General features: G+C 73.6%; 1 protein-coding gene. It reads left to right on the top strand.

Features of this window, described 5'->3' with window-relative positions; all coding sequences use genetic code 11:
- Positions 1–14 precede the first annotated feature (14 nt).
- Positions 15–22,742, top strand: coding sequence for an SDR family NAD(P)-dependent oxidoreductase (locus tag ACFYWM_RS24445; protein ID WP_389917754.1), 22,728 nt, complete (start codon positions 15–17; stop codon positions 22,740–22,742).
- The last annotated feature ends 10 nt before the right edge of the window (positions 22,743–22,752 follow it).

Here is a 22,752-nt window from a genome sequence, read left to right as displayed (position 1 = left end):
TCTGGATAGGTTCAATGCAATTCGAACTCTCCTCCCGTAATTTTTCCGACGACGCGGTGGCGATCGTCGGAATATCCTGTCGCCTTCCTCAGGCCCCCGATCCCGAATCATTCTGGCGGTTGCTTCGCGACGGCCGTGACGCCATTACCGAGGTGCCGGGCGGCCGGTGGGAATCGCCGGAGACCGCTTCGATGCGCGGCGGTTTCATCAACGGAATCGCCGAGTTCGATGCCGAGTTCTTCGGCATCGCGCCGAACGAGGCCGCGATGATGGACCCCCAGCAGCGGCTGGTCCTGGAACTGAGCTGGGAGGCGCTGGAGGACGCGGGCATCGTCCCGGAGAGCCTGCGCGACACCGGCACGAGCGTCTACATCGGCGCCATGGCCGGTGACTACGCCCAGCTGCTCCAGGGCAACGTGTCCCGTCACAGCCTGACCGGCCTCAGCCGCGCCCTGCTCGCCAACCGGATCTCCTACACCCTCGGGCTGCAGGGCCCCAGCCTGACCGTCGACTCGGCGCAGTCGGCCTCGCTGACCGCCGTGCACCTGGCGTGTGAGAGCCTGCGGAACGGCGAATCCGGACTGGCCATCGTCGGCGGCGTCAACCTCAACATCACCCCCGACAGCACGCTGGCCGCCGCCAGGTTCGGCGCCCTGTCGCCCGACGGCAGGTGCTTCACCTTCGACGCGCGCGCCAACGGCTACGTGCGCGGCGAGGGCGGCGGGATCGTCGTGCTCAAGCCGCTGGCCCGCGCGCTCGCCGACGGCGACCGTGTGTACTGCGTGATCGCTGGCAGCGCGGTCAACAACGACGGCGGGGGAGAGGGCCTCACCGTTCCCGACCAGCACGCCCAGGAGGAGGTCATCCGCCTGGCCCGCGAGCGGGCCGGGGTGGGCGCCGCCGACATCCAGTTCGTCGAGCTGCACGGCACGGGCACCCGGGTCGGCGACCCCGTCGAGGCCCGCGCGCTCGGCACCGCCATCGGCGCCGCGAGGGAGCCGGGCGCGCCGCTGCTCGTCGGCTCGGCCAAGACCAACGTCGGCCACCTCGAAGGGGCCGCGGGGATCGTTGGCCTCCTGAAGACCGCGCTGGCCATCAGCCACCGCGAGCTTCCCGCGTCGCTGAACTTCGAGACGCCCAACCCGCTCATCCCCCTCGACGAGCTCAACCTCCGGGTCAACACGGAGCTGAGCCCCTGGCCGCGCGCCGACGCGCCACTGGTGGCCGGGGTCAGCTCGTTCGGCATGGGCGGCGCCAACTGCCACATGATCCTCACGGAGCCCCCGCAGGAGGCGTCCGCGCCGCCCGCGTCGTCCGCGTCGTCCAAGTCCGCCTCGTCTGAGTCGTCTGAGTCGTCTGAGTCGTCTGAGTCGTCTGAGTCGTCTGAGTCGTCTGAGTCGTCTGAGTCGTCTGAGTCGTCTGAGTCGTCCGCGTCGTCCGCGTCGTCCGCGTCGTCCGCGTCGTCCGAGCCGTCCGTGCTCTCGGTGCTGTCCACACTGTCCGCGCCGTCCGCGTCGTCGGTGCTTTCCGTGCTGTCCGCGTCGTCAACCCCGTCCGAGCCGTCCGAGCCGTCCGTACCGTCCGCCGTGCCGTTGATCGTGCCGCTGTCCGGGCAGAGCGAGGCCGCGCTGCGCGGCCAGGCCGCGCGGCTGCGCGAGCACCTGCTCGCCACCCCCGGCGCCGATCCCGTGGACGTCGCCTACTCGCTGGCCACCACGCGCACGGCGTTCCCGTTCCGGGCGAGCGTCGTCGTGGAGGAACCGGCGCGCCTGGCCGGCGTACTCGGGCAGCTGTCCCGTGGCGAGCTCGCCGCCGAGATCGTGACGGGCCGGCCGCGCACCGGCGAGATCGCCTTCCTGTACGCGGGGCAGGGCAGCCAGCGCCGCGGCATGGGGCGGGAGCTGTACCGCGCGTACCCCGTCTTCGCGCGGGCCCTCGACGAGGTCGCCGCCCACTTCGAGGGCGACCTGCTCGAAGCGATGTTCACCGACCCCGGCGGCGTGCTCGACGAGACGGGCACGACCCAGCCCGCCCTCTTCGCCTTCGAGGTCGCCCTCACCCGGCTGTACGGGCACTGGGGCATCCGCCCCGGCCGTCTCATCGGCCACTCCGTCGGCGAGATCGCCGCCGCGCACGTCGCCGGCGTGCTGTCGCTGGAGGACGCCTGCGCCCTGGTCTCGGCGCGCGGCAGGCTGATGCGGGACCTGCCGGCCGGCGGCATGATGGTCGCCGTCCAGGCCACGGAGGAGGAGATCCTTCCCCTCCTCGACGCCTCGGCGAGCATCGCCGCGATCAACGGGCCGGAGTCCGTGGTCGTCTCCGGCGCGGAGGGCCGCGTCGCGGAGATCGCCGAGGAGATGCGTGAGCGCGGGCGAAAGGTCCGCCGCCTGCGCGTCAGCCACGCCTTCCACTCGCCGCTGATGGACCCGATGCTGGCGGAGTTCCGGCGGGTGGCCGAGTCGCTCACCTACCACGAGCCGGTCGTCCCGGTCGTGTCGAACCTCACCGGCGCCACCGCGTCCGGCCGGGAGCTGTGCTCGCCCGACCACTGGGTCAGGCACGTGCGCGAGGCCGTACGGTTCGGCGACGGCGTCCGCGCCCTGGCGGCCGAGGGCGTGAGCACGTTCGTGGAGATCGGTCCGGGCGCCGTCCTGACCGCGATGGGGCAGCAGTGCCTGCCGCCGGACGCCGGCGCGCGGTTCGTCACCACGCTGCGGGACGGCCGCCCGGAACCGCTCACCGCGAGCCTCGCGCTCGCCACGCTGCAGACCGGTGGCGCCGAGGTGGACGCGGAGGCGGTGTTCCCCGGCGCCCGGCGCGTCCAGCTGCCCACCTACGCCTTCCAGCGCACCCGCCACTGGCTCACCGACACCGCGCCGGCCGCGCCCGCCGCCGCCGGTGCCGGTGCCGGCACTGACACTGCCGCCGCCGACGACACCCGGCCGCTCACCGGCCGCCTGGCCGGGCTGGCCGGGCCGGAGCGGGAGCAGGTGCTCCTCGACGTCGTACGGACCTGTGTCGCGCTCGTGCTCGGCCACGCCACCACCGCGACCGTGGACGCCGGCACCGCCTTCAAGGCGCTCGGGTTCGACTCCTACAGCGCGGTCGAGCTCAGGAACAGGCTCAACGCGGCCACCGGCCTGGCGTTGCCGAGCTCGCTGCTGTTCGACTACCCCACGCCGGCCGCGCTCGCCGCGTTCCTGCGTACGGAGCTGACGGGTGGCCCCGGAGACCCCGCGCCCGCGCCGGTGGTGGGACGGGTGGTGGGACACGACGAGCCGATCGCGATCGTCGGCATGGCCTGCCGGTTCCCCGGCGGCGTGGTCTCCCCGGACGACCTGTGGGAGCTGGTGGTCTCGGAAGGGGACGCGATCGGGGAGTTCCCCGTCGACCGCGGCTGGGACCTGGCCGGGCTGTACGACCCGGACCCCGGCGGCAGCGGCACCTCCTACGCGAGGCACGGCGGCTTCCTGTACGAGGCCGCGGAGTTCGATCCCGGCTTCTTCGGCATCTCGCCGCGCGAGGCCCTCGCCATGGACCCGCAGCAGCGGTTGCTGCTGGAGACCTCGTGGGAGGCGATCGAGCGGGCCGGGATCGACCCGGCCGGGTTGCGCGGCAGCCGCACCGGGGTGTTCGCCGGCGCGACGGCCCAGGACTACGGCCCCAGGCTGCACGAGGCCGTCGGGAACGCCGAGGGCTACGTCCTGACCGGGACCACCGGCAGCGTGATCTCCGGACGCGTGGCGTTCTCGTTCGGCTTCGAGGGCCCGGCCGTCACGGTCGACACCGCGTGCTCGTCGTCGCTGGTCGCGCTGCACCTGGCCGCGCAGTCGCTGCGCTCGGGCGACTGCGACCTCGCCCTCGCCGGCGGCGCGACCGTGATGTCCTCGCCCGGCATGTTCGTGGAGTTCTCCCGCCAGCGCGGCCTGTCGCCGGACGGGCGGTGCAAGGCGTTCTCCTCGGAGGCCGACGGCACCGGCTGGGCCGAGGGCATCGGCATGCTGCTCGTCGAGCGGCTCTCGGACGCCCGGCGCAACGGCCACCGGGTCCTCGCCGTCATGCGCGGCAGCGCGATCAACCAGGACGGCGCCAGCAACGGGCTCACCGCCCCCAACGGCCCCTCCCAGCAGCGGCTGATCCGCCAGGCCCTGGCCAGCGCGAACCTGTCGGCGGCCGACGTCGACGCGGTCGAGGCCCACGGCACCGGGACCGTGCTCGGCGACCCGATCGAGGCGCAGGCCATCCTCGCCACGTACGGCCAGGACCGTCCCGAGGACCGTCCGCTGTGGCTGGGGTCGCTGAAGTCGAACATCGGCCATGCCCAGGCGGCGGCGGGTGTGGGTGGTGTGATCAAGATGGTGATGGCGATGCGGCACGGGACGCTGCCGCGCACGCTGCACGTCGAGGAGCCGTCGCCGCACGTGGACTGGTCGGCGGGCGCCGTCGAGCTGCTGACCGAGGCCCGTCCCTGGGCCGTCGAGGAGCGCCCGCGCCGGGCCGCGATCTCCTCCTTCGGCATCAGCGGCACCAACGCGCACGTGATCATCGAGCAGGGGCCCCGGGAGCCGGACACCGGCACCGGCGACGTCGAGCTGCCCGTCACGCCCTGGCTGGTCTCCGCGAGGAGCCCGGAGGCGCTGCGGGCGCAGGCCGGGCGGCTCGCGTCGTGGATGACGCCGGACACGCCGATCGCCGCGACCGGCGCCGCCCTGGCCGCCGGTCGCGCGCCGCTGGAACAGCGCGCGGTGGTCGTCGGCGCCGACCGCGAGGAACTGCTGGCGGGCCTGCGGGCACTGGCCGAGCGTACGGCGGCACCCGGCGTGGTGACCGGCGGCGGCCAGGGCGGCAGGCTGGCCCTGCTGTTCACCGGGCAGGGCAGCCAGCGGCTGGGCATGGGCCGCGACCTGGCCGCCGCCTTCCCGGTGTTCGCCGAGGCGCTGGAGGAGATCCGCGCCCTGCTGGACGCGCGGTTGCCGTACCCGCTCCGCGAGGCGATGTTCACCGACCCCGACGGCGTGCTCGACGAGACGCTGATGACCCAGCCCGCCCTCTTCGCCTTCGAGGTCGCGCTCTCCCGCCTGCTGGGCTCCCTGGGCGTGAGGCCGGACGTCGTGACCGGCCACTCCGTCGGCGAGATCGCCGCGGCCCACGTGGCGGGCGTCTTCTCCCTGGCCGACGCCTGCACGCTGGTCGCGGCGCGGGCCAGGCTGATGCAGGAGCTTCCCTCGGGCGGGGCGATGCTCGCGATCGCCGCCTCGGAGGCCGACGTGCTGCCGCTCGTCGAGGGGCGCGAGGACCAGGTCGCCATCGCGGCCGTCAACACGCCCACCTCGGTGGTGATCTCCGGCGTCGAGTCCGTGGTCGAGGAGATCGCCCGGCAGGTCACCGTGCGCACGCGCCGGCTGCGGGTCTCGCACGCCTCCCACTCGCCGCTGATGGAGCCGATGCTGGCCGAGTTCGGTCGGGTCGCGGACACCATCACCTACCACGAGCCCCGCATCCCGGTCGTCTCCGCCGTCACCGGCGAGCTCACGACCCCCGGCCAGCTCACCGACGCCCGGTACTGGGTCGAGCACGTGCGGCGGCCGGTCCGCTTCGCCGACGCGATCGGCGCCACGGAGGCGGACGTCTTCCTGGAGGTCGGGCCCGACGGGATCCTGACCGGCCTGGCCCAGCAGACGCTCGCCGACGGGGTGTTCGTCGCGGCCGCGCGCAAGGAGCGTGAGGAGGCCCGTACCTTCGTGCAGGCCCTCGGCAGGCTCCACGCCTGCGGCACCGCCGTCGACTGGGACGCCTACTTCGCCGCCGTCCCGGCCCGTGGCGTCGATCTGCCCACCTACGCCTTCCAGCGCGAGCGGTACTGGCTGGAGTCCGGCGGGCCCGTCACCATGCCCACGGAGCACACCGGGCTGTTCGAGGTCGACTGGGTCCCCGTACCGGCCACCGGCGCTCCCGGGGGCGCCGCCTCCGGCGACGTGTTCCTGGACTGGGTGGACGAGGACGGGCGGGACGAGACGGCACGGGCCCGCGCGGCCGTGCTGCGCGTGCTCTCCGCCGTCCAGGACCGGCTCGCCGGCGACCACCCCTCGTCCTCGCGGCTGGTGATCCTCACCAGGGGCGCGACCGGCGCGGAGCCCGACCTGGCCGCGACGGCCGTCTGGGGCCTGGTGCGGTCCGCGCAGACCGAGTACCCCGGCCGGTTCGTGCTGCTCGACCATGACGGCGCCTCGCGGGACAGTGCCTCACAGGACAGCGCCTCACGGGACAGTGCCTCACAGGACAGCGCCTCACGGGACAGTGCCTCACAGGACGTCGCCGCCGCCCTCGCCTACGACGAGCCGCAGCTGGCGGTACGAGAAGGAAAGATCTTCGTTCCCCGGCTGGCCAGGCGCGACCTGCCGCCGGGGGAGGCGCCGTGGGCATCCGACGGCACCGTCCTGGTCACCGGCGCCACGGGCGGGCTGGGGCGGGTGGTCACCCGGCACCTCGTCACCACGCACGGCGTACGCGACCTCGTGCTGCCCACCCGCGACCCGGGGGCGGCGGGCGCCGTCGAGCTGGCGGCCGAGCTGACCGCGCTCGGCGCGCGGGTCGAGCTGACCGCGTGCGACCTGTCCGACCGTGACGCGCTGGCGTCGCTCATCGGCTCCTGCCGGACGCTGACCGGGGTCGTGCACATCGCCGGAGTCCTGGACGACGGCGTCGTCTCGTCCCTGAACGCGGAACGGCTCGACGCCGTGTGGCGTACCAAGGCCGAATCCGCCTGGCTCCTGCACGAGCTGACCCGCGACCGCGACCTGTCGGCGTTCGTGCTGTTCTCGTCGTGCGCGGGCACGCTGGGCAGCGCGGGCCAGGCCAACTACGCCGCGTCCAACGCGTTCCTGGACGGCCTGGCCCGGCACCGCCGCGCGCTCGGCCTGCCCGCGACGGCGCTCGCGTGGGGCCTGTGGGACAGCTCCTCGGAGTCCGGCGGCATGGGGGCGACGCTCGCCACGGCCGACCTGGCGCGGTGGGCGCGGCTGGGCGTCGCCCCGCTGCCGCCGGACCAGGCGCTCACGCTCCTCGACGCGGCGCTCGCCGCGCGGGCGGAGACGGTGCTTCCCGCGCGGCTGAGCCTGGCGAGGGTCGCCGATCCGGCGCCCGCGATGCTGCGCGGCCTGCTGCGCACGCCGATCGAGCGCCGCGCGGCCGGAGCGTCCGGCGAGTCCGACGACGTGGCCCTCGGGCAGCTCCTGCGCGGCATGAGCCCCGAGGAGCGGGAACGCACGCTCCTCGACCTGGTACGCGGCCAGGCGGCCCTGGTGCTCGGGCACGTCACACCGCACGTGATCAGCGCGACGGGCGCGTTCAAGGACGCTGGCTTCGACTCGCTGACCGCGGTCGAGCTCAGGAACAGGCTCAACGCGGCCACCGGCCTGCGGCTGCCGAGCTCGCTGCTGTTCGACTACCCGTCGCCGACGACGCTGACGGAGTACCTGCGGGCGGAACTGCTGGGCGACACCACGGCGGTCTCCTCGGCGGTCCGGACGACCGGACACGACGAGCCGATCGCGATCGTGGGGATGGCCTGCCGCTTCCCCGGCGGGGTCTCCTCGCCCGAGGACCTGTGGGACCTGGTGGCGGCCGGTGCCGACGTGGTCGGCGAGTTCCCCACCGACCGCGGCTGGGACCTGGACCGGCTGTTCTCCTCCGACCCGGACGACAAGGGCACCTCCTCCACCCGGTACGGCGGGTTCCTCTACGACGCGGCCGAGTTCGACGCGGGCTTCTTCGGCATCTCGCCGCGCGAGGCCCTCGCCATGGACCCGCAGCAGCGGTTGCTGCTGGAGACCTCGTGGGAGGCGGTCGAGCACGCCGACATCGACGCGGCGGAGCTGCGGGGAAGCCGGACCGGGGTGTTCACCGGCATCGCCCCCATGGAGTACGGGCCGCGACGCTTCGAGGGCGCGGGGGCCGCGGAGTCCGTGGAGGGGTACCTCCTCACCGGCGGCCTGGCCAGCGTCGCCTCCGGCCGGGTGTCCTACACCCTGGGCCTGGAGGGCCCCGCGATCACCGTCGACACCGCGTGCTCGTCGTCATTGGTCGCGCTGCACCTGGCCACCCAGGCACTGCGTACGGGCGAGTGCGACCTGGCGCTCGCGGGCGGCGTGATGGTGATGGCCTCGCCCGGCACGTTCGTGGAGTTCTCCCGGCAGCGCGGCCTGTCGGCCGACGGCCGGTGCAAGGCGTTCTCAGCGGAGGCCGACGGCACCGGCTGGGCCGAGGGCGTCGGCGTCCTGCTGGTCGAACGGCTCTCGGACGCCGAGCGCAACGGCCACCGGGTGCTGGCCGTGGTCCGCGGGTCGGCGATCAACCAGGACGGCGCGAGCAACGGCCTGACCGCTCCCAACGGCCCGGCACAGCAGCGGGTGATCCGCCAGGCGCTGGCGAACGCCGGTCTGTCGAGCGCGGACGTGGACGTGGTCGAGGCGCACGGCACCGGGACGGTGCTGGGCGACCCGATTGAGGCGCAGGCACTGATCGCCACCTACGGCCAGGACCGTCCCGGGGACCGTCCGCTGTGGCTGGGGTCGCTGAAGTCGAACATCGGCCACGCCCAGGCCGCGGCCGGTGTCGGTGGCGTGATCAAGATGGTGATGGCCCTGCGCAACGGCGTCATGCCGCGAACCCTGCACGCCGAGGAGCCGTCGCCGCACGTGGACTGGTCCGCGGGCGCGGTGGAGCTGCTGACCGAGGCCCGTCCCTGGGAGGTGCACGACCGCCCGCGCCGGGCCGCCGTCTCGTCCTTCGGGGTGAGCGGCACGAACGCGCACGTGATCATCGAGCAGGGTCCGGTGGAGGAGCCTGGATCTGCGGGGACCGGGCTGCCGGTGACGCCGTGGCTGATCTCGGCCAAGACGCCGGAGGCGCTGCGGGGACAGGCTTCGCGGCTGGCGTCCTGGGTGGAGGAGCATCCGGAACTGGACGTGGCCGGTGCCGCCTGGACGCTGGCGACCGGCCGTTCGGTGCTGGAGCAGCGTGCCGTGGTGGTCGGTGCCGACCAGAGCGAGCTGGTGGCGGGTCTGCGTGCGCTGGCCGACGGTACGACGGTGCTGGAGCCGAACAGTGGTGGGCTGGCGATGTTGTTCGCCGGTCAGGGCAGCCAGCGGGTGGGCATGGGCCGCGAGCTGGCTTCCGCCTTCCCGGTGTTCGCCGAGGCGCTGGACGAGGTGTGCGCTCTGCTGCCGGGGTCATTGCGGGAGACGATGTTCTCCGGTCCGGCGGAGGCACTGGCCGAAACGGGGACGACCCAGCCGGCGCTGTTCGCCTTCGAGGTTGCCCTCTACCGGTTGCTGACCTCGTTCGGTGTCACCCCGGATGTGCTGGTGGGTCACTCGGTCGGGGAGATCGCCGCCGCTCACGTGGCGGGAGTGCTCTCGCTGGCCGACGCCTGCTCCCTGGTCTCGGCCCGCGCCCGGTTGATGCAGGCGCTGCCGGAAGGTGGGGCGATGCTGGCCATCGCCGCCCCCGAGGCGGACATCCTTCCCCTGTTGGAGGGCCGCGAGGACGTGAGCGTCGCAGCGGTGAACGGCTCGGCGGCCGTGGTGATCTCCGGCAGCGAGAACGCGATAGAGGAGATCGCCCAGCAGGTCACCGCACGGACCCGGCGCCTGCGCGTCTCCCACGCCTTCCACTCACCGTTGATGGAGCCGATGCTCGCGGAGTTCGAGCAGGTCGTCTCCACCCTGACCTTCGCCGAGCCGGCCATCCCCGTCGTCTCCAACGTGACGGGCCGACCAGCCGAGCCGGGCTTGCTCACCGACCCGCGCTACTGGGTGCGGCACGTCCGTGAGGCCGTGCGCTTCGCCGACGGGGTGACCGCCTGCCAGGCGGGGGTGTTCCTGGAGGTCGGACCGGACGGGGTGCTCACCGGCCTGGCCCAGCAGAGCGTCGAGAACGGCGCCTTCGTTGCGACCGCGCGCAAGGACCGCGACGAGGTCCGGGCCCTGGTCGAGGCACTGGGACGGCTGCACACCCACGGCGTCACCGTCGACTGGACGGCCATCCTCACCCCGAGAGCGCACCTCGACCTGCCGACGTACGCCTTCCAGCACCAGCGCTACTGGCTGGAGTCGGGCAGGTCCGGTGGTGACGTGGCGGCGGCCGGGCTCGGCGCCGTCGACCACCCGATGCTCAGCGCCGCCGTCCCGGCCCCCGACGGCGACAGCCTCACGCTCACCGGGCGGCTCTCCCTGGCCACGCTGCCCTGGCTCGCCGACCACGCGGTCAACGGCACGGCGATCCTCCCCGGTACGGGCTTCCTGGAGATAGCGCTGCGTGCCGCGGCCGAGACCGAGGACTGCGAGACGGTCTCCGAACTGGCCCTGCAGGCACCCCTCGTCCTCACGCACGACCACCCCGTCCAGCTCCAGGTCGTCATCGACGCCCCCGACGGCGGTGGGCAGCGCGGCCTGGCCCTGTACTCACGGCCCGAGGGCACGACCACCTGGCAGCGGCACGCCCAGGGGACGCTCGGCCCCGCCGCGGCCGAGCCCGGCTTCGACCTGGCGCAGTGGCCGCCGCCGGGCGCGCGGCCCGTCGACGTCGACGACCTCTACGACAACCTCGCCGTCACGGGTCTGGAGTACGGAGCCGCCTTCCAGGGCCTGGTGAGCGCCTGGCAGCGGGACGGCGCCGTCTACGCCGAGATCGTCCTGCCCGACCAGGCGCGGGCCGGTACGGAGCGGTTCGGGTTCCACCCCGCCCTCCTCGACGCGGTACTGCACTCCATCACGCTCGGCGACCTCCTGCCGCCCAGCGAGCCCGGCCACCCGTTCCTGCCCTTCGCCTGGTCCGGCGTCTCGGCGCACGCGGCGGGCGGGACCGCGGCGCGGGTACGGACCACCGCCAAGGGACCGGGCGAGCTCTCGCTGAGCGTCGCCGACCACACCGGCGCGCCGATCCTCACGGTGGACTCCCTGGTGGTCAGGCCCGTGGCGACGGAGCTGTCCCCGGAGAGCACGCCGTACGCGCTCGACTGGGTGAGCGTGCGGGCCGGTGGGGCGGAGCCCGGACGGGTGGTGGAACTCCGCGACCCCTCCTCCCTGGAGGAGGCCGTCGGCGCGGAGCACGTCATCATGCGCGTCCCGGCCGGTACGGGCCGCGAGCGGACGTACGAGGTGCTGCGGCTCGTCCAGGAATGGCTCGCGGACGAGCGGCTGGCGCGGTCGCGGCTGGTGCTGGTCACCGGCGGCGCGGTCGGCGTGGCCGAGGGCGACGTGCCCGACCTGTCCACCGCCCCGGTCTGGGGACTGATCAGGTCCGCCCAGTCCGAGCACGCCGGGCGGTTCGTCCTCGTGGACACCGACGGCCACCCCGATTCGGAGGCCGCGCTGCTTCGCGCCTGTGCCTCCGGCGAGCCGCAGTTGGCCCTGCGCTCCGGTGCGATCCGGGTGCCGCGGATCGTACCGCTGACCGCCGCGCCGGTGGCCGAGCGTCCGTCCGGGATCCAGGAGGGGACGGTGCTGCTGACCGGCGGCACCGGCGAGCTCGCCCGCCTGGCCGCGCGCCGGCTCGTCACCGAGCACGGGGCCCGGAACCTGCTGCTGGCCGGTCGCCGCGGCCCGGCGGCGCCCGGGGCCGACGACCTGCTCGCCGAGCTCACGGCGCTCGGCGCGCAGGTCACGATCGCCGCCTGCGACGTGTCCGACCGGGCCGAGCTCGCCGCCCTGCTGGCGGACGTCCCCGGCGACCGGCCGCTGACCGGGGTGATCCATCTCGCCGGGGTCGTCGACGACGGCGCGGTGACGGCGCTCACCCCGGAGCGGATCGACCGGGTCTTCGCGCCGAAGGCGGACGCGGCCTGGTACCTGCACGAGCTCACCGGCGAGCTCGACCTGTCGTTCTTCGTGATGTACTCCTCCATCGCCGGCATCGTCGGCAGCGCCGGCCAGGCGAACTACGCCGCGGCCAACACCTACCTGGACGCGCTGGCGTCGTACCGCCGCGCGCTGGGGCTGCCCGCACTCTCCCTGGCCTGGGGGCTGTGGGAGACCGACAGCGGCATGGCGGGCGCGCTCAGCCAGGCCGACGTGGCCCGCCTCGGCAGGATCGGGCTCGCCCCGCTCCCGGCGGCGCAGGGCATGTCCCTGCTGGACGCGGCGCTCACGCTCGACAGGGAGGTGCAGATCCCCGCCCGCCTCGACACCGCGACACTGCGTCGCCAGGACGAGATCCCCGCCGTCTTCCGGGCGCTGGTCAAGCCCCAGGCGCGGCGGACCGCGACGGCCAGGCCCGTGCGGGTGGGAGCCGACAGGGCGGCGCTGCTCTCGCTCATCAGGACGAACATCGCCCTCGTGCTCGGACACGCCGACGCCAACGCCGTGGACGCCGAGGCCGCCTTCAAGGACCTCGGCTTCGACTCGCTGAGCTCCGTGGAGCTGCGCAACAGGCTCAACGCCGCCACCGGGCTGCGGCTGCCCGCCACCCTGCTGTTCAACTTCCCCACCACGGACGCGCTCGCCGACCACCTGCACGAGCAGCTCACCGGCGCCTCGCGCGCCGAACAGGTGAGCGCCCACACCGGTCCCGCGGACGAGCCCATCGCGATCGTCGGCATGGCCTGCCGCTACCCCGGCGGTGTGGACTCTCCCGACGACCTCTGGCGGCTCCTCGTCCGGGCCGACGACGCGATCACCTCCTTCCCCGGCAACCGAGGCTGGGACCTGGAGCGGCTCTACGACCCCGACCCCGCCCACGCCGGTACGAGTTACGCGCGCGAAGGCGGCTTCCTGCACGACGCCGACCAGTTCGACACCGCCCTGTTCGGCATCTCGCCGCGCGAGGCCACCGCGACGGACCCGCAGCAGCGGTTGCTGCTGGAGACCTCGTGGGAGGCGATCGAGCGGGCGGGGATCAGCCCGAAGGCGATGCGCGGCAGCCGGACGGGCGTCTTCGCCGGGGTGATGTACCACGACTACGGCGGCCGCCTGCCGCACGCGCCCGAGGGCTTCGAGGGTTTCGTCCTCAACGGCAGCGCGGGCAGCATCGCCTCGGGCCGGGTCGCCTACACCTTCGGGCTGGAGGGTCCGGCGGTCACGGTGGACACCGCGTGCTCGTCGTCGCTGGTCGCGCTGCACCTGGCCGCGCAGTCGCTGCGGTCGGGCGAGTGCGACCTGGCGCTGGCCGGAGGTGTGACCGTCATGGCCACGCCCGGCGTCTTCATCGAGTTCTCCCGGCAGCGAGGGCTCGCCGCGGACGGGCGGTGCAAGGCGTTCTCCTCGGAGGCCGACGGCACCGGCTGGGGCGAGGGCGTCGGCATGCTGCTCGTCGAGCGGCTCTCGGACGCGCGTCGCAACGGTCACCAGGTCCTCGCCGTCCTGCGCGGCAGCGCCGTCAACCAGGACGGCGCGAGCAACGGCCTGACCGCCCCCAACGGCCCGGCGCAGGAACGGGTGATCCGTCAGGCGCTGGCGAACGCCGGGTTGTCGAGCGCGGACGTGGACGCGGTCGAGGCGCACGGCACGGGCACCAGGTTGGGTGACCCGATCGAGGCGCAGGCCATCTTGGCCACGTACGGCCAGGACCGGCCGGAGGACCGTCCGCTGTGGCTGGGCTCGTTGAAGTCGAACATCGGTCACACCCAGGCCGCCGCCGGTGTGGGTGGTGTGATCAAGATGGTGATGGCGATGCGGCACGGGACGCTGCCGCGCACGCTGCACGTCGAGGAGCCGTCGCCGCACGTGGACTGGACGGCGGGCGCCGTCGAGCTGCTGACCGAGGCGCGTCCCTGGGAAACCGAGGAGCACCCGCGCCGGGCCGGTGTCTCGTCCTTCGGGGTGAGCGGCACGAACGCGCACGTGATCATCGAGCAGAGCCCGGCCGCCACCGCACCCGCCGACGCCGTCGAGCTTCCCGTCGTGCCGTGGCTGATCTCCGCCAACGACACCGAGGCCCTCCGGGCGCAGGCCGGTCGGCTCGCGGACTGGGGGGCGTCACAGGACGACGTCTCGCCGGCCGCCGTCGGCAAGGCACTGGTGTCGACGCGTTCGGTGCTGGAGCGGCGTGCGGTGGTGGTGGGTGCCGACCGGTCCGAGCTGGTGGCGGGTCTGCGTGCGCTGGCCGACGGGACGACGGTGCTGGAGTCAGCCGGTGCTGGGCTGGCGATGTTGTTCGCCGGTCAGGGCAGCCAGCGGGTCGGGATGGGGCGTGAGCTGGCTTCCGCCTTCCCGGTGTTCGCCGAGGCGCTGGACGAGGTGTGTGCTCTGCTTCCCGGCTCGTTGCGGGAGACGATGTTCTCCGGTCCGGCGGAGGTGCTGGATGAGACGGGGACGACTCAGCCGGCGCTGTTCGCCTTCGAGGTCGCCCTGTACCGGTTGCTGACCTCGTTCGGTGTCACCCCGGATGTGCTGGTGGGTCACTCGGTCGGGGAGGTCGCCGCCGCTCACGTGGCGGGAGTGCTTTCGCTGGCCGACGCCTGCTCCCTGGTCTCGGCCCGCGCCCGGTTGATGCAGGCGCTGCCGCAGGGCGGGGCGATGCTGGCCATCGCCGCCCCCGAGGCGGACATCCTTCCCCTGCTGGAAGGCCGCGAGGACGTGAGCGTCGCAGCGGTGAACGGCCCGGCGGCCGTGGTGATCTCCGGCAGCGAGAACGCGATAGAGGAGATCGCCGCACAAGTGAGTGCCCGCACCCGCAGACTGCGCGTCTCCCACGCCTTCCACTCACCGTTGATGGAGCCGATGCTCGCCGAGTTCCAGCAGGTCGTCTCCACCCTGACCTTCGCCGAGCCGGTCATCCCCGTCGTCTCCAACGTGACGGGCCGACCGGCCGAGGCGGGTCTGCTCACCGACCCGGCGTACTGGGTGCGGCACGTGCGTGAGGCCGTGCGCTTCGCCGACGGGGTGACCGCCTGCCAGGCGGGGGTGTTCCTGGAGGTCGGACCGGACGGGGTGCTCACCGGCCTAGCCCAGCAGAGCGTCGAGAACGGCGCCTTCGTCGCGACTGCGCGCAAGGACCGCGACGAGGTCCGGGCCCTGGTCGAGGCGCTGGGACGGCTGCACACCCACGGCGTCACCGTCGACTGGGACACCTACTTCGGCTCGGTGCCCGCCAGTCACGTGGAGCTGCCCACCTACGCCTTCCAGCGCCGCCGCTACTGGCTCGACGCCACGGCCGAAGTCACCTCCGGCGGCGGCCTGGTGGCGACGGATCACCCGCTGCTGACCGCGGTCGTCCCGGCTCCCGCCTCCGGCACGCTCACGCTCATCGGCCGCCTGTCCCTGTCCACGCAGCCGTGGCTGGCCGACCACGCCGTGGACGGCCAGGTGGTCGTACCGGGCGCGGCGCAGGTCGAGCTCGCGATACGCGCCGGGGACGAGATCGGCTGCCCGGTACTCGACGAGCTCACCCTCCAGGCCCCCATGGTGCTGCCCGAGGGCGGCGGCCTCCAGCTCCAGGTCGTGGTCGCGGGTGCCGACGACTCGGGTCGCCGCCAGGTGACGATCCACTCGCGCGCCGGGGACGCGGCGGACTGGCGGCAGAACGCCCAGGGCGTCCTCGCCCCGGCGGCCGCCGTCGCGCCCGCCTTCGATCTCGCGCAGTGGCCACCACCCGGCGCCGAGGTCCTTGACGTGGACAGCGTCTACGCCGACCTCGCCGCGATCGGCATGGAGTACGGCGAGACCTTCCAGTGCCTCCAGGCCGCCTGGCGGCGGGACGGCGTCGTCTACGCCGAGGTCGCCCTGCCGGAGCGGTCCGGTGCCGACGCCCGGCGGTTCGGGCTGCACCCGGCGCTGCTCGACGCCTCCCTGCACGCCATCCCCATGGCCGGGCTCCTGCCCGAGGCGGAGCCCGGCCGGCCGTTCATCCCCTTCGCCTGGAACGACGTGACGCTGCACGCCGAGGGGGCGGCGGCCCTGCGGGTCCGCATCACCCCGGCGGGTGGCACCGGCGTGTTCGGTCTGGAGGTGGCGGACACCACGGGAGCGGCCGTCGCGGAGGTCGGCTCGCTCATCCTCCGCCCCCGGTCCGCCGAGCGGTCGTCGGCGCGGCGCAACTCCCTGTTCCAGCTGGAGTGGGTGCGGGCGGGTCGTACCGGACGGACGGATCTTCCGTACACACTCCTCGACGTGCCCTCGGACGAGGCGCCCGCTCCCGAGGCGGTCAGGCGCGCCACGAGCGCGGTCCTCGCCGCGCTGCAGGCGGACCCAGGCGTTTCGCCGCTGGTCGTCGTCACGCGTGGCGCGGTGGTGGCGGTCGAGGGCGAGGTGCCGGACCTGGCGCTGGCCGCGGTGTGGGGTCTGGTACGGGCGGCGCAGGCAGAGCAGCCGGGCCGGTTCGTGCTGCTGGACCTGGACACCGAGTCGCTCGACGAGCACACGGTCGGCCAGGCGCTGGCCACGGGAGAACCGCAGGTGGCGGTGCGAGCCGGGCAGCTGCTGACGCCGAGACTGAACCGCGGCGCGAACGTCGGCGACGAGCTCTTGAGCGGTGCCGAGCCGGTGTTCGGGCCGGAGGGCACGGTGCTGGTCACCGGCGGCACCGGCGGCCTGGGCGCGGTGGTGGCCAGGCACCTGGTGACAGACCATGGCGTGCAAAACCTGCTGCTGGCCAGCCGTCGCGGCGTCCAGGCGCCCGGAGCCGCCGAGCTGGTGGCGGAGCTGACGGAGCTGGGCGCGACGGTCGAGGTCGCGGCCTGCGACGTCGGCGACCGCGAGGACCTGGCGAGACTGGTCGCATCAGCTCCGCTGACCGGCATCGTGCACACCGCCGGGGTGCTGGACGACGGCGTCGTCGACTCCCTCACCCCCGAGCGCCTCGACGCCGTACTACGCCCCAAGGCCGACGCCGCCTGGTATCTCCACGAGCTGACCCAAGACCTCGACCTGTCCGCCTTCGTGCTGTTCTCCTCGCTCTCCGGGGTGCTGGGCAGCGCGGGCCAGGGCAACTACGCCGCGGCCAACACCTTCCTGGACGCCCTCGCCGAGCGGCGCCGGGCGCAGGGGCTCGCGGCCGTCTCGCTGGCCTGGGGACTGTGGGCCTCGGGCGGCATGGCGGGCGAGCTGACCGAGTCCGACCTGCACCGCCTTGAGCGCGGCGGCATCACGCCGCTGCCCGTCGACGACGGCCTCGCCCTGTTCGACGTCGCGGTCGGCCACGAGCGGGCCGTGCTGGTCCCCGCCTCGCTGAACCTCCCGGCGCTGCAGGCTCAGGCCCAGGCGGGCACGCTGCCGGCGGCCCTTCGCGGACTGGTCCGCGCGCCGGCCCGGCGGACCGGCGCGACCGTGACCGATCCGGCCGATCTCCTCCGGCTGGTACGCACCCGGGCGGCGACGGTCCTCGGCTTCTCCGACACGGAGGCGGTCGAGCCGGCCAAGCGCTTCCAGGAGATCGGTTTCGACTCGCTGACCGCGGTCGAGTTCCGCAACCAGCTCAGTACGGCGACCGGGCTGCGGCTCCCGGCCACCCTCGTCTTCGACTACCCGACAGCCGAGGCGCTGGCCGACTATCTGGCGGCGGAGCTGGCCGGTGGTCAGGTCTCGCGGGTGGTCGCGGCCGACGTCTCGGTGGCCGACGAGCCGATCGCGATCGTGGGGATGGCCTGCCGGTTCCCGGGCGGGGTGTCCTCGCCCGAGGGGTTGTGGGAGCTGGTGTCGGCCGGTACGGACGCCATCGGCGAGTTCCCCGCCGACCGCGGCTGGGACATGGAGCGGCTCTACGACACCGACCCCGACAGCCGGGGCACCTCGTACGTGCGGCACGGCGGTTTCCTGTACGACGCCGCCGACTTCGACCCCGGCTTCTTCGGCATCTCGCCGCGCGAGGCCCTGGCCATGGACCCGCAGCAGCGTTTGTTGCTGGAGGCGTCGTGGGAGGCGGTCGAGCGGGCGGGGCTGGACCCGGTGGGGTTGCGCGGCAGCCGTACGGGTGTGTTCGCGGGTGTGATGTACCACGACTACGCGCCCCAGCTCTCGAACGTGCCGGGCGAACTGGAGGGCCTGATCGGCACCGGTAGTTCGGGGAGCATCGCCTCGGGCCGGGTGTCGTACACGTTCGGGTTCGAGGGTCCGGCGGTCACCGTCGACACCGCGTGCTCGTCGTCGCTGGTGGCGCTGCACCTGGCCGCGCAGGCACTGCGCACCGGCGAGTGCGACCTGGCCCTCGCGGGCGGCGTCACGGTGATGGCCACGCCGAGCACGTTCGTGGAGTTCTCGCGACAGCGTGGCCTGTCACCGGACGGCAGGTGCAAGGCGTTCTCAGCAGAGGCCGACGGCACCGGCTGGGGTGAGGGTGTCGGTGTCCTGCTGGTCGAGCGGCTGTCGGACGCGCGTCGCAACGGTCACCGGGTGCTGGCGGTGGTGCGGGGCAGCGCGGTCAACCAGGACGGTGCGAGCAACGGCCTGACCGCGCCGAACGGTCCCTCGCAGCAGCGGGTGATCCGTCAGGCGCTGGCGAACGCGGGGTTGTCGAGCGCGGATGTGGACGTGGTCGAGGCTCATGGCACCGGGACGGTGCTGGGCGACCCGATTGAGGCGCAGGCGCTGATCGCCACCTATGGCCAGGACCGTCCGGAGGACCGTCCGCTGTGGCTGGGGTCGCTGAAGTCGAACATCGGCCACGCCCAGGCCGCCGCCGGTGTCGGCGGTGTGATCAAGATGGTGATGGCGATGCGGCACGGGACGCTGCCGCAGACCTTGCACGCCGAGGAGCGGTCGGGGCACATCGACTGGTCGGCGGGCACGGTGGAGTTGCTGACCGAGGCCCGTCCCTGGGAGGTGCAGGACCGCCCGCGCCGGGCGGCGGTGTCCTCCTTCGGGATCAGCGGCACGAACGCACACGTGATCATCGAGCAGGGCCCGGTGTCGGAGCCGGAGCTCCCTGACGGTGGTGAGCTGCCGGTGACGCCGTGGCTGATCTCGGCCAAGACGCCGGAGGCGCTGCGGGGACAGGCTTCCCGGCTCGCGGACTGGGCGCAGGAGCATCCGGAACTGGACGTGACCGGTGCCGCCTGGACGCTGGCGACCGGCCGTTCGGTGCTGGAGCGGCGTGCGGTGGTGGTGGGTGCCGACCGGTCCGAGTTGGTGGCGGGTCTGCGTGCGCTGGCCGACGGCACGACGGTGCTGGAGTCGGCCGGTGGTGGGCTGGCGATGTTGTTCGCCGGTCAGGGCAGCCAGCGGGTCGGGATGGGGCGTGAGCTGGCGGAGGCGTTCCCGGTGTTCGCCGAGGCGCTGGACGAGATCTGCGCGCTACTTCCCGGCTCGCTGCGCGAGACGATGTTCTCCGGTCCCGATGGCGTGCTCAACGAGACCGGAACGACCCAGCCGGCCCTGTTCGCCTTCGAGGTCGCTCTGTACCGGCTGCTCACTTCCTTCGGCGTCACCCCGGATGTCCTGGTGGGTCACTCGGTCGGGGAGATCGCCGCCGCTCACGTGGCGGGAGTGCTCTCGCTGGCCGACGCCTGCTCCCTGGTCTCGGCCCGCGCCCGGTTGATGCAGGCGCTGCCGGAAGGTGGGGCGATGCTGGCCATCGCCGCCCCCGAGGCGGACATCCTTCCCCTGCTGGAAGGCCGCGAGGACGTGAGCGTCGCAGCGGTGAACGGCCCGGCGGCCGTGGTGATCTCCGGCAGCGAGAACGCGATAGAGGAGATCGCCCAGCAGGTCACCGCACGGACCCGGCGCCTGCGCGTCTCCCACGCCTTCCACTCACCGCTGATGGAGCCGATGCTCGCCGAGTTCCAGCAGGTCGTCTCCACCCTGACCTTCGCCGAGCCGGCCATCCCCGTCATCTCCAACGTGACGGGCCGACCAGCCGAGCCGGGCCTGCTCACCGACCCGCGCTACTGGGTGCGGCACGTCCGTGAGGCCGTGCGCTTCGCCGACGGGGTGACCGCCTGCCAGGCGGGGGTGTTCCTGGAGGTCGGACCGGACGGGGTGCTCACCAGCCTGGCCCAGCAGAGCGTCGAGAACGGCGCCTTCGTCGCGACCGCGCGCAAGGACCGCGACGAGGTCCGGGCCCTGGTCGAGGCACTGGGACGGCTGCACACCCACGGCGTCACCGTCGACTGGACGGCCATCCTCACCCCGAGAGCGCACCTCGACCTGCCGACGTACGCCTTCCAGCGTGACCGGTTCTGGATCCCGACGCTGAGCGAGGCCGGGGACATGGACGCGGCCGGTCTGGGTGCGATCGACCACCCGTTGCTCAGCGCGGTGACCGAGGTCGCCGGTGGCGAGTCGGTGATCTTCAGCGGGCGCTTGTCGGTCGCCACGCAGCCGTGGCTCGCCGACCACCTGGTGGGCGGTCAGGTGCTGGTGCCGGGGGCGGCGCTGGTCGAGCTGGCCATCCGGGCGGGCGACGAGGTCGGGTGCTCCTACCTGCAGGAACTGACCATCCAGGCGCCGCTGGTGGTACCCGCCCGGGGTGGCGTCCAGATCCAGGTGGCCATCGGGGCCACGGAGGAGTCGGGAGTACGGCCGCTGACCGTCCACTCCCGTGCCCAGGACGCCACGGAATGGGCGCAGCACGCGCAGGGTCTGATCACCTCCGAGCTGCCGATGCCGGTGTTCGACCTGGTGCAGTGGCCGCCGGCGGACACGCGGCCGGTGGCGGTCGACAGTCTGTACGACGACCTCGCGGCGGTCGGTGTGGAGTACGGCCCCATCTTCCAGGGGGTGACGCGGGCCTGGGCGCGGCCGGGCGAGGTGTTCGCCGAGGTGTCGCTGCCCGAGCAGGCGCACGCCGACGCGGCGCGCTTCGGGGTCCACCCGGCGCTGCTGGACGCGGTGCTGCACGCCAGCGCGCTGGGCGCCCTGCTGCCGGAGCCCGAGCCGGGCAGGCCCTTCCTGCCCTTCTCCTGGTCCGGGGTGTCCCTGTACGCCGCCGCGGCCACCGGCCTGCGAGTGAAGATCATCGGAACGGGCGGCACCAGCATGGCGCTGGCCATCGCCGACGAGCGCGGCGCGCCGGTGGCGGAGGTGGAGGCGCTCACGTTGCGCCCGCTGTCCACCTCGGACCTGGCCGCGTCGAGCGGTCAGGGCTGGCTGCACCAGGTGGACTGGACCGCCGTCGCGGCCGGAGCGGGCGCGGAACCGCCCCGCTGGACGTCGCTGGACGCGGGGGCCCGCCTGGACTCGGTCGCGGAGGCGCCCGAGGCGGTGCTGGTCACCCTCCCTTCGGGCGGGGAGCCGCGCGCGGTGACGCACGAGGTGCTGGGCCTGGTGCAGGAGTGGCTGGCCGAGGAGCGGTTCGCCTCCTCACGGCTGGTCGTCGTCACGCGTGGCGCGGTGGTGGCGGTCGAGGGCGAGGTGCCGGACCTGGCGCTGGCCGCGGTGTGGGGTCTGGTACGGGCGGCGCAGGCAGAGCAGCCGGGCCGGTTCGTGCTGCTGGACCTGGACACCGAGTCGCTCGACGAGCACACGGTCGGCCAGGCGCTGGCCACGGGAGAACCGCAGGTGGCGGTGCGAGCCGGGCAACTGCTGACACCAAGATTGAACCGCGGCGCGTACATCGGAGACGAGCAGCCGGTGTTCGGGCCGGAGGGCACGGTGCTGGTCACCGGCGGCACCGGCGGCCTGGGCGCGGTGGTGGCCAGGCACCTGGTGACAGACCATGGCGTGCAAAACCTGCTGCTGGCCAGCCGTCGCGGCGTCCAGGCGCCCGGAGCCGCCGAGCTGGTGGCGGAGCTGACGGAGCTGGGCGCGACGGTCGAGGTCGCGGCCTGCGACGTCGGCGACCGCGAGGACCTGGCGAGACTGGTCGCATCAGCTCCGCTGACCGGCATCGTGCACACCGCCGGGGTACTGGACGACGGCATCGTCGACTCCCTCACCCCCGAGCGCCTCGACGCCGTACTACGACCCAAGGCCGACGCCGCCCGACACCTGCACGAGCTGACCCAGGACCTCGACCTGTCCGCCTTCGTGCTGTTCTCCTCGGTGGCCGGGGTGCTGGGCAGCGCGGGCCAGGCCGCCTACGCCGCCGCCAACGCCTACCTGGACGCCCTCGCCCACCGGCGCCGGGCACAGGGGCTCGCGGCCGTCTCGCTGGCCTGGGGACTGTGGGCCTCGGGCGGCATGGCGGGCGAGCTGACCGAGGCCGACCTGCGACGGATGGAACGGGCGGGCGTCAAGCCGCTGTCCGTACCGGAAGGGCTGGCACTGTTCGACGCCGCTCTTCGCGCCGACCGTCCCGCGCTCGTCCCCGCGCGGTTCGCCAAGGCCAGGACCCGCCCGCAGCCCCGCCGCACCCAGCCGGTCCAGCCCCTGTCGGAGCGCCTGGCGACGATGGACCCGGAGCAGCTGCACGCCACCCTGGCCGATCTCGTCACGGGCCAGGTGGCGGCGGTCCTCGGGTTCGCCGACGGATCGGCGATCGAACCGCAGCGCCAGTTCCAGGATCTCGGCTTCGACTCCCTCACCGCGGTCGAGCTGCGCAACCAGCTCAACACGGTCACCGGCCTGCGGCTGCCGGCCACCCTCATCTTCGACTACCCGAACCCCGGCGCGCTGACCCAGTTCGTCCTGGAGCAGCTCTTCCCGGCCGTGGCCGCCGCCGAGGCGACCCCGGCGCGCAGCGACGCCGAGGTGCGCCAGTTCCTGACGACCATCCCCATCTCACGGCTGCGAGAGGCCGGGCTGCTGGACAGCCTGTTCCGCCTGGCCCGCCTCGACGACCGCGACACGAACGACCCGACCGAGGCCGAGGCGATCGACAGCATGGACGCCGACCTCCTGATTCAACTCGCCCTCGAAGGCGGGGGTTCCTAGGCAAGGAAGT

It is taken from the genome of Streptosporangium sp. NPDC002721, assembly GCF_042888905.1.
Classification (GTDB): Bacteria; Actinomycetota; Actinomycetes; order Streptosporangiales; family Streptosporangiaceae; genus Streptosporangium.
Note: the sequence above shows the minus strand (reverse complement) of the source record. Positions and strands in the feature narration are given on the sequence as shown.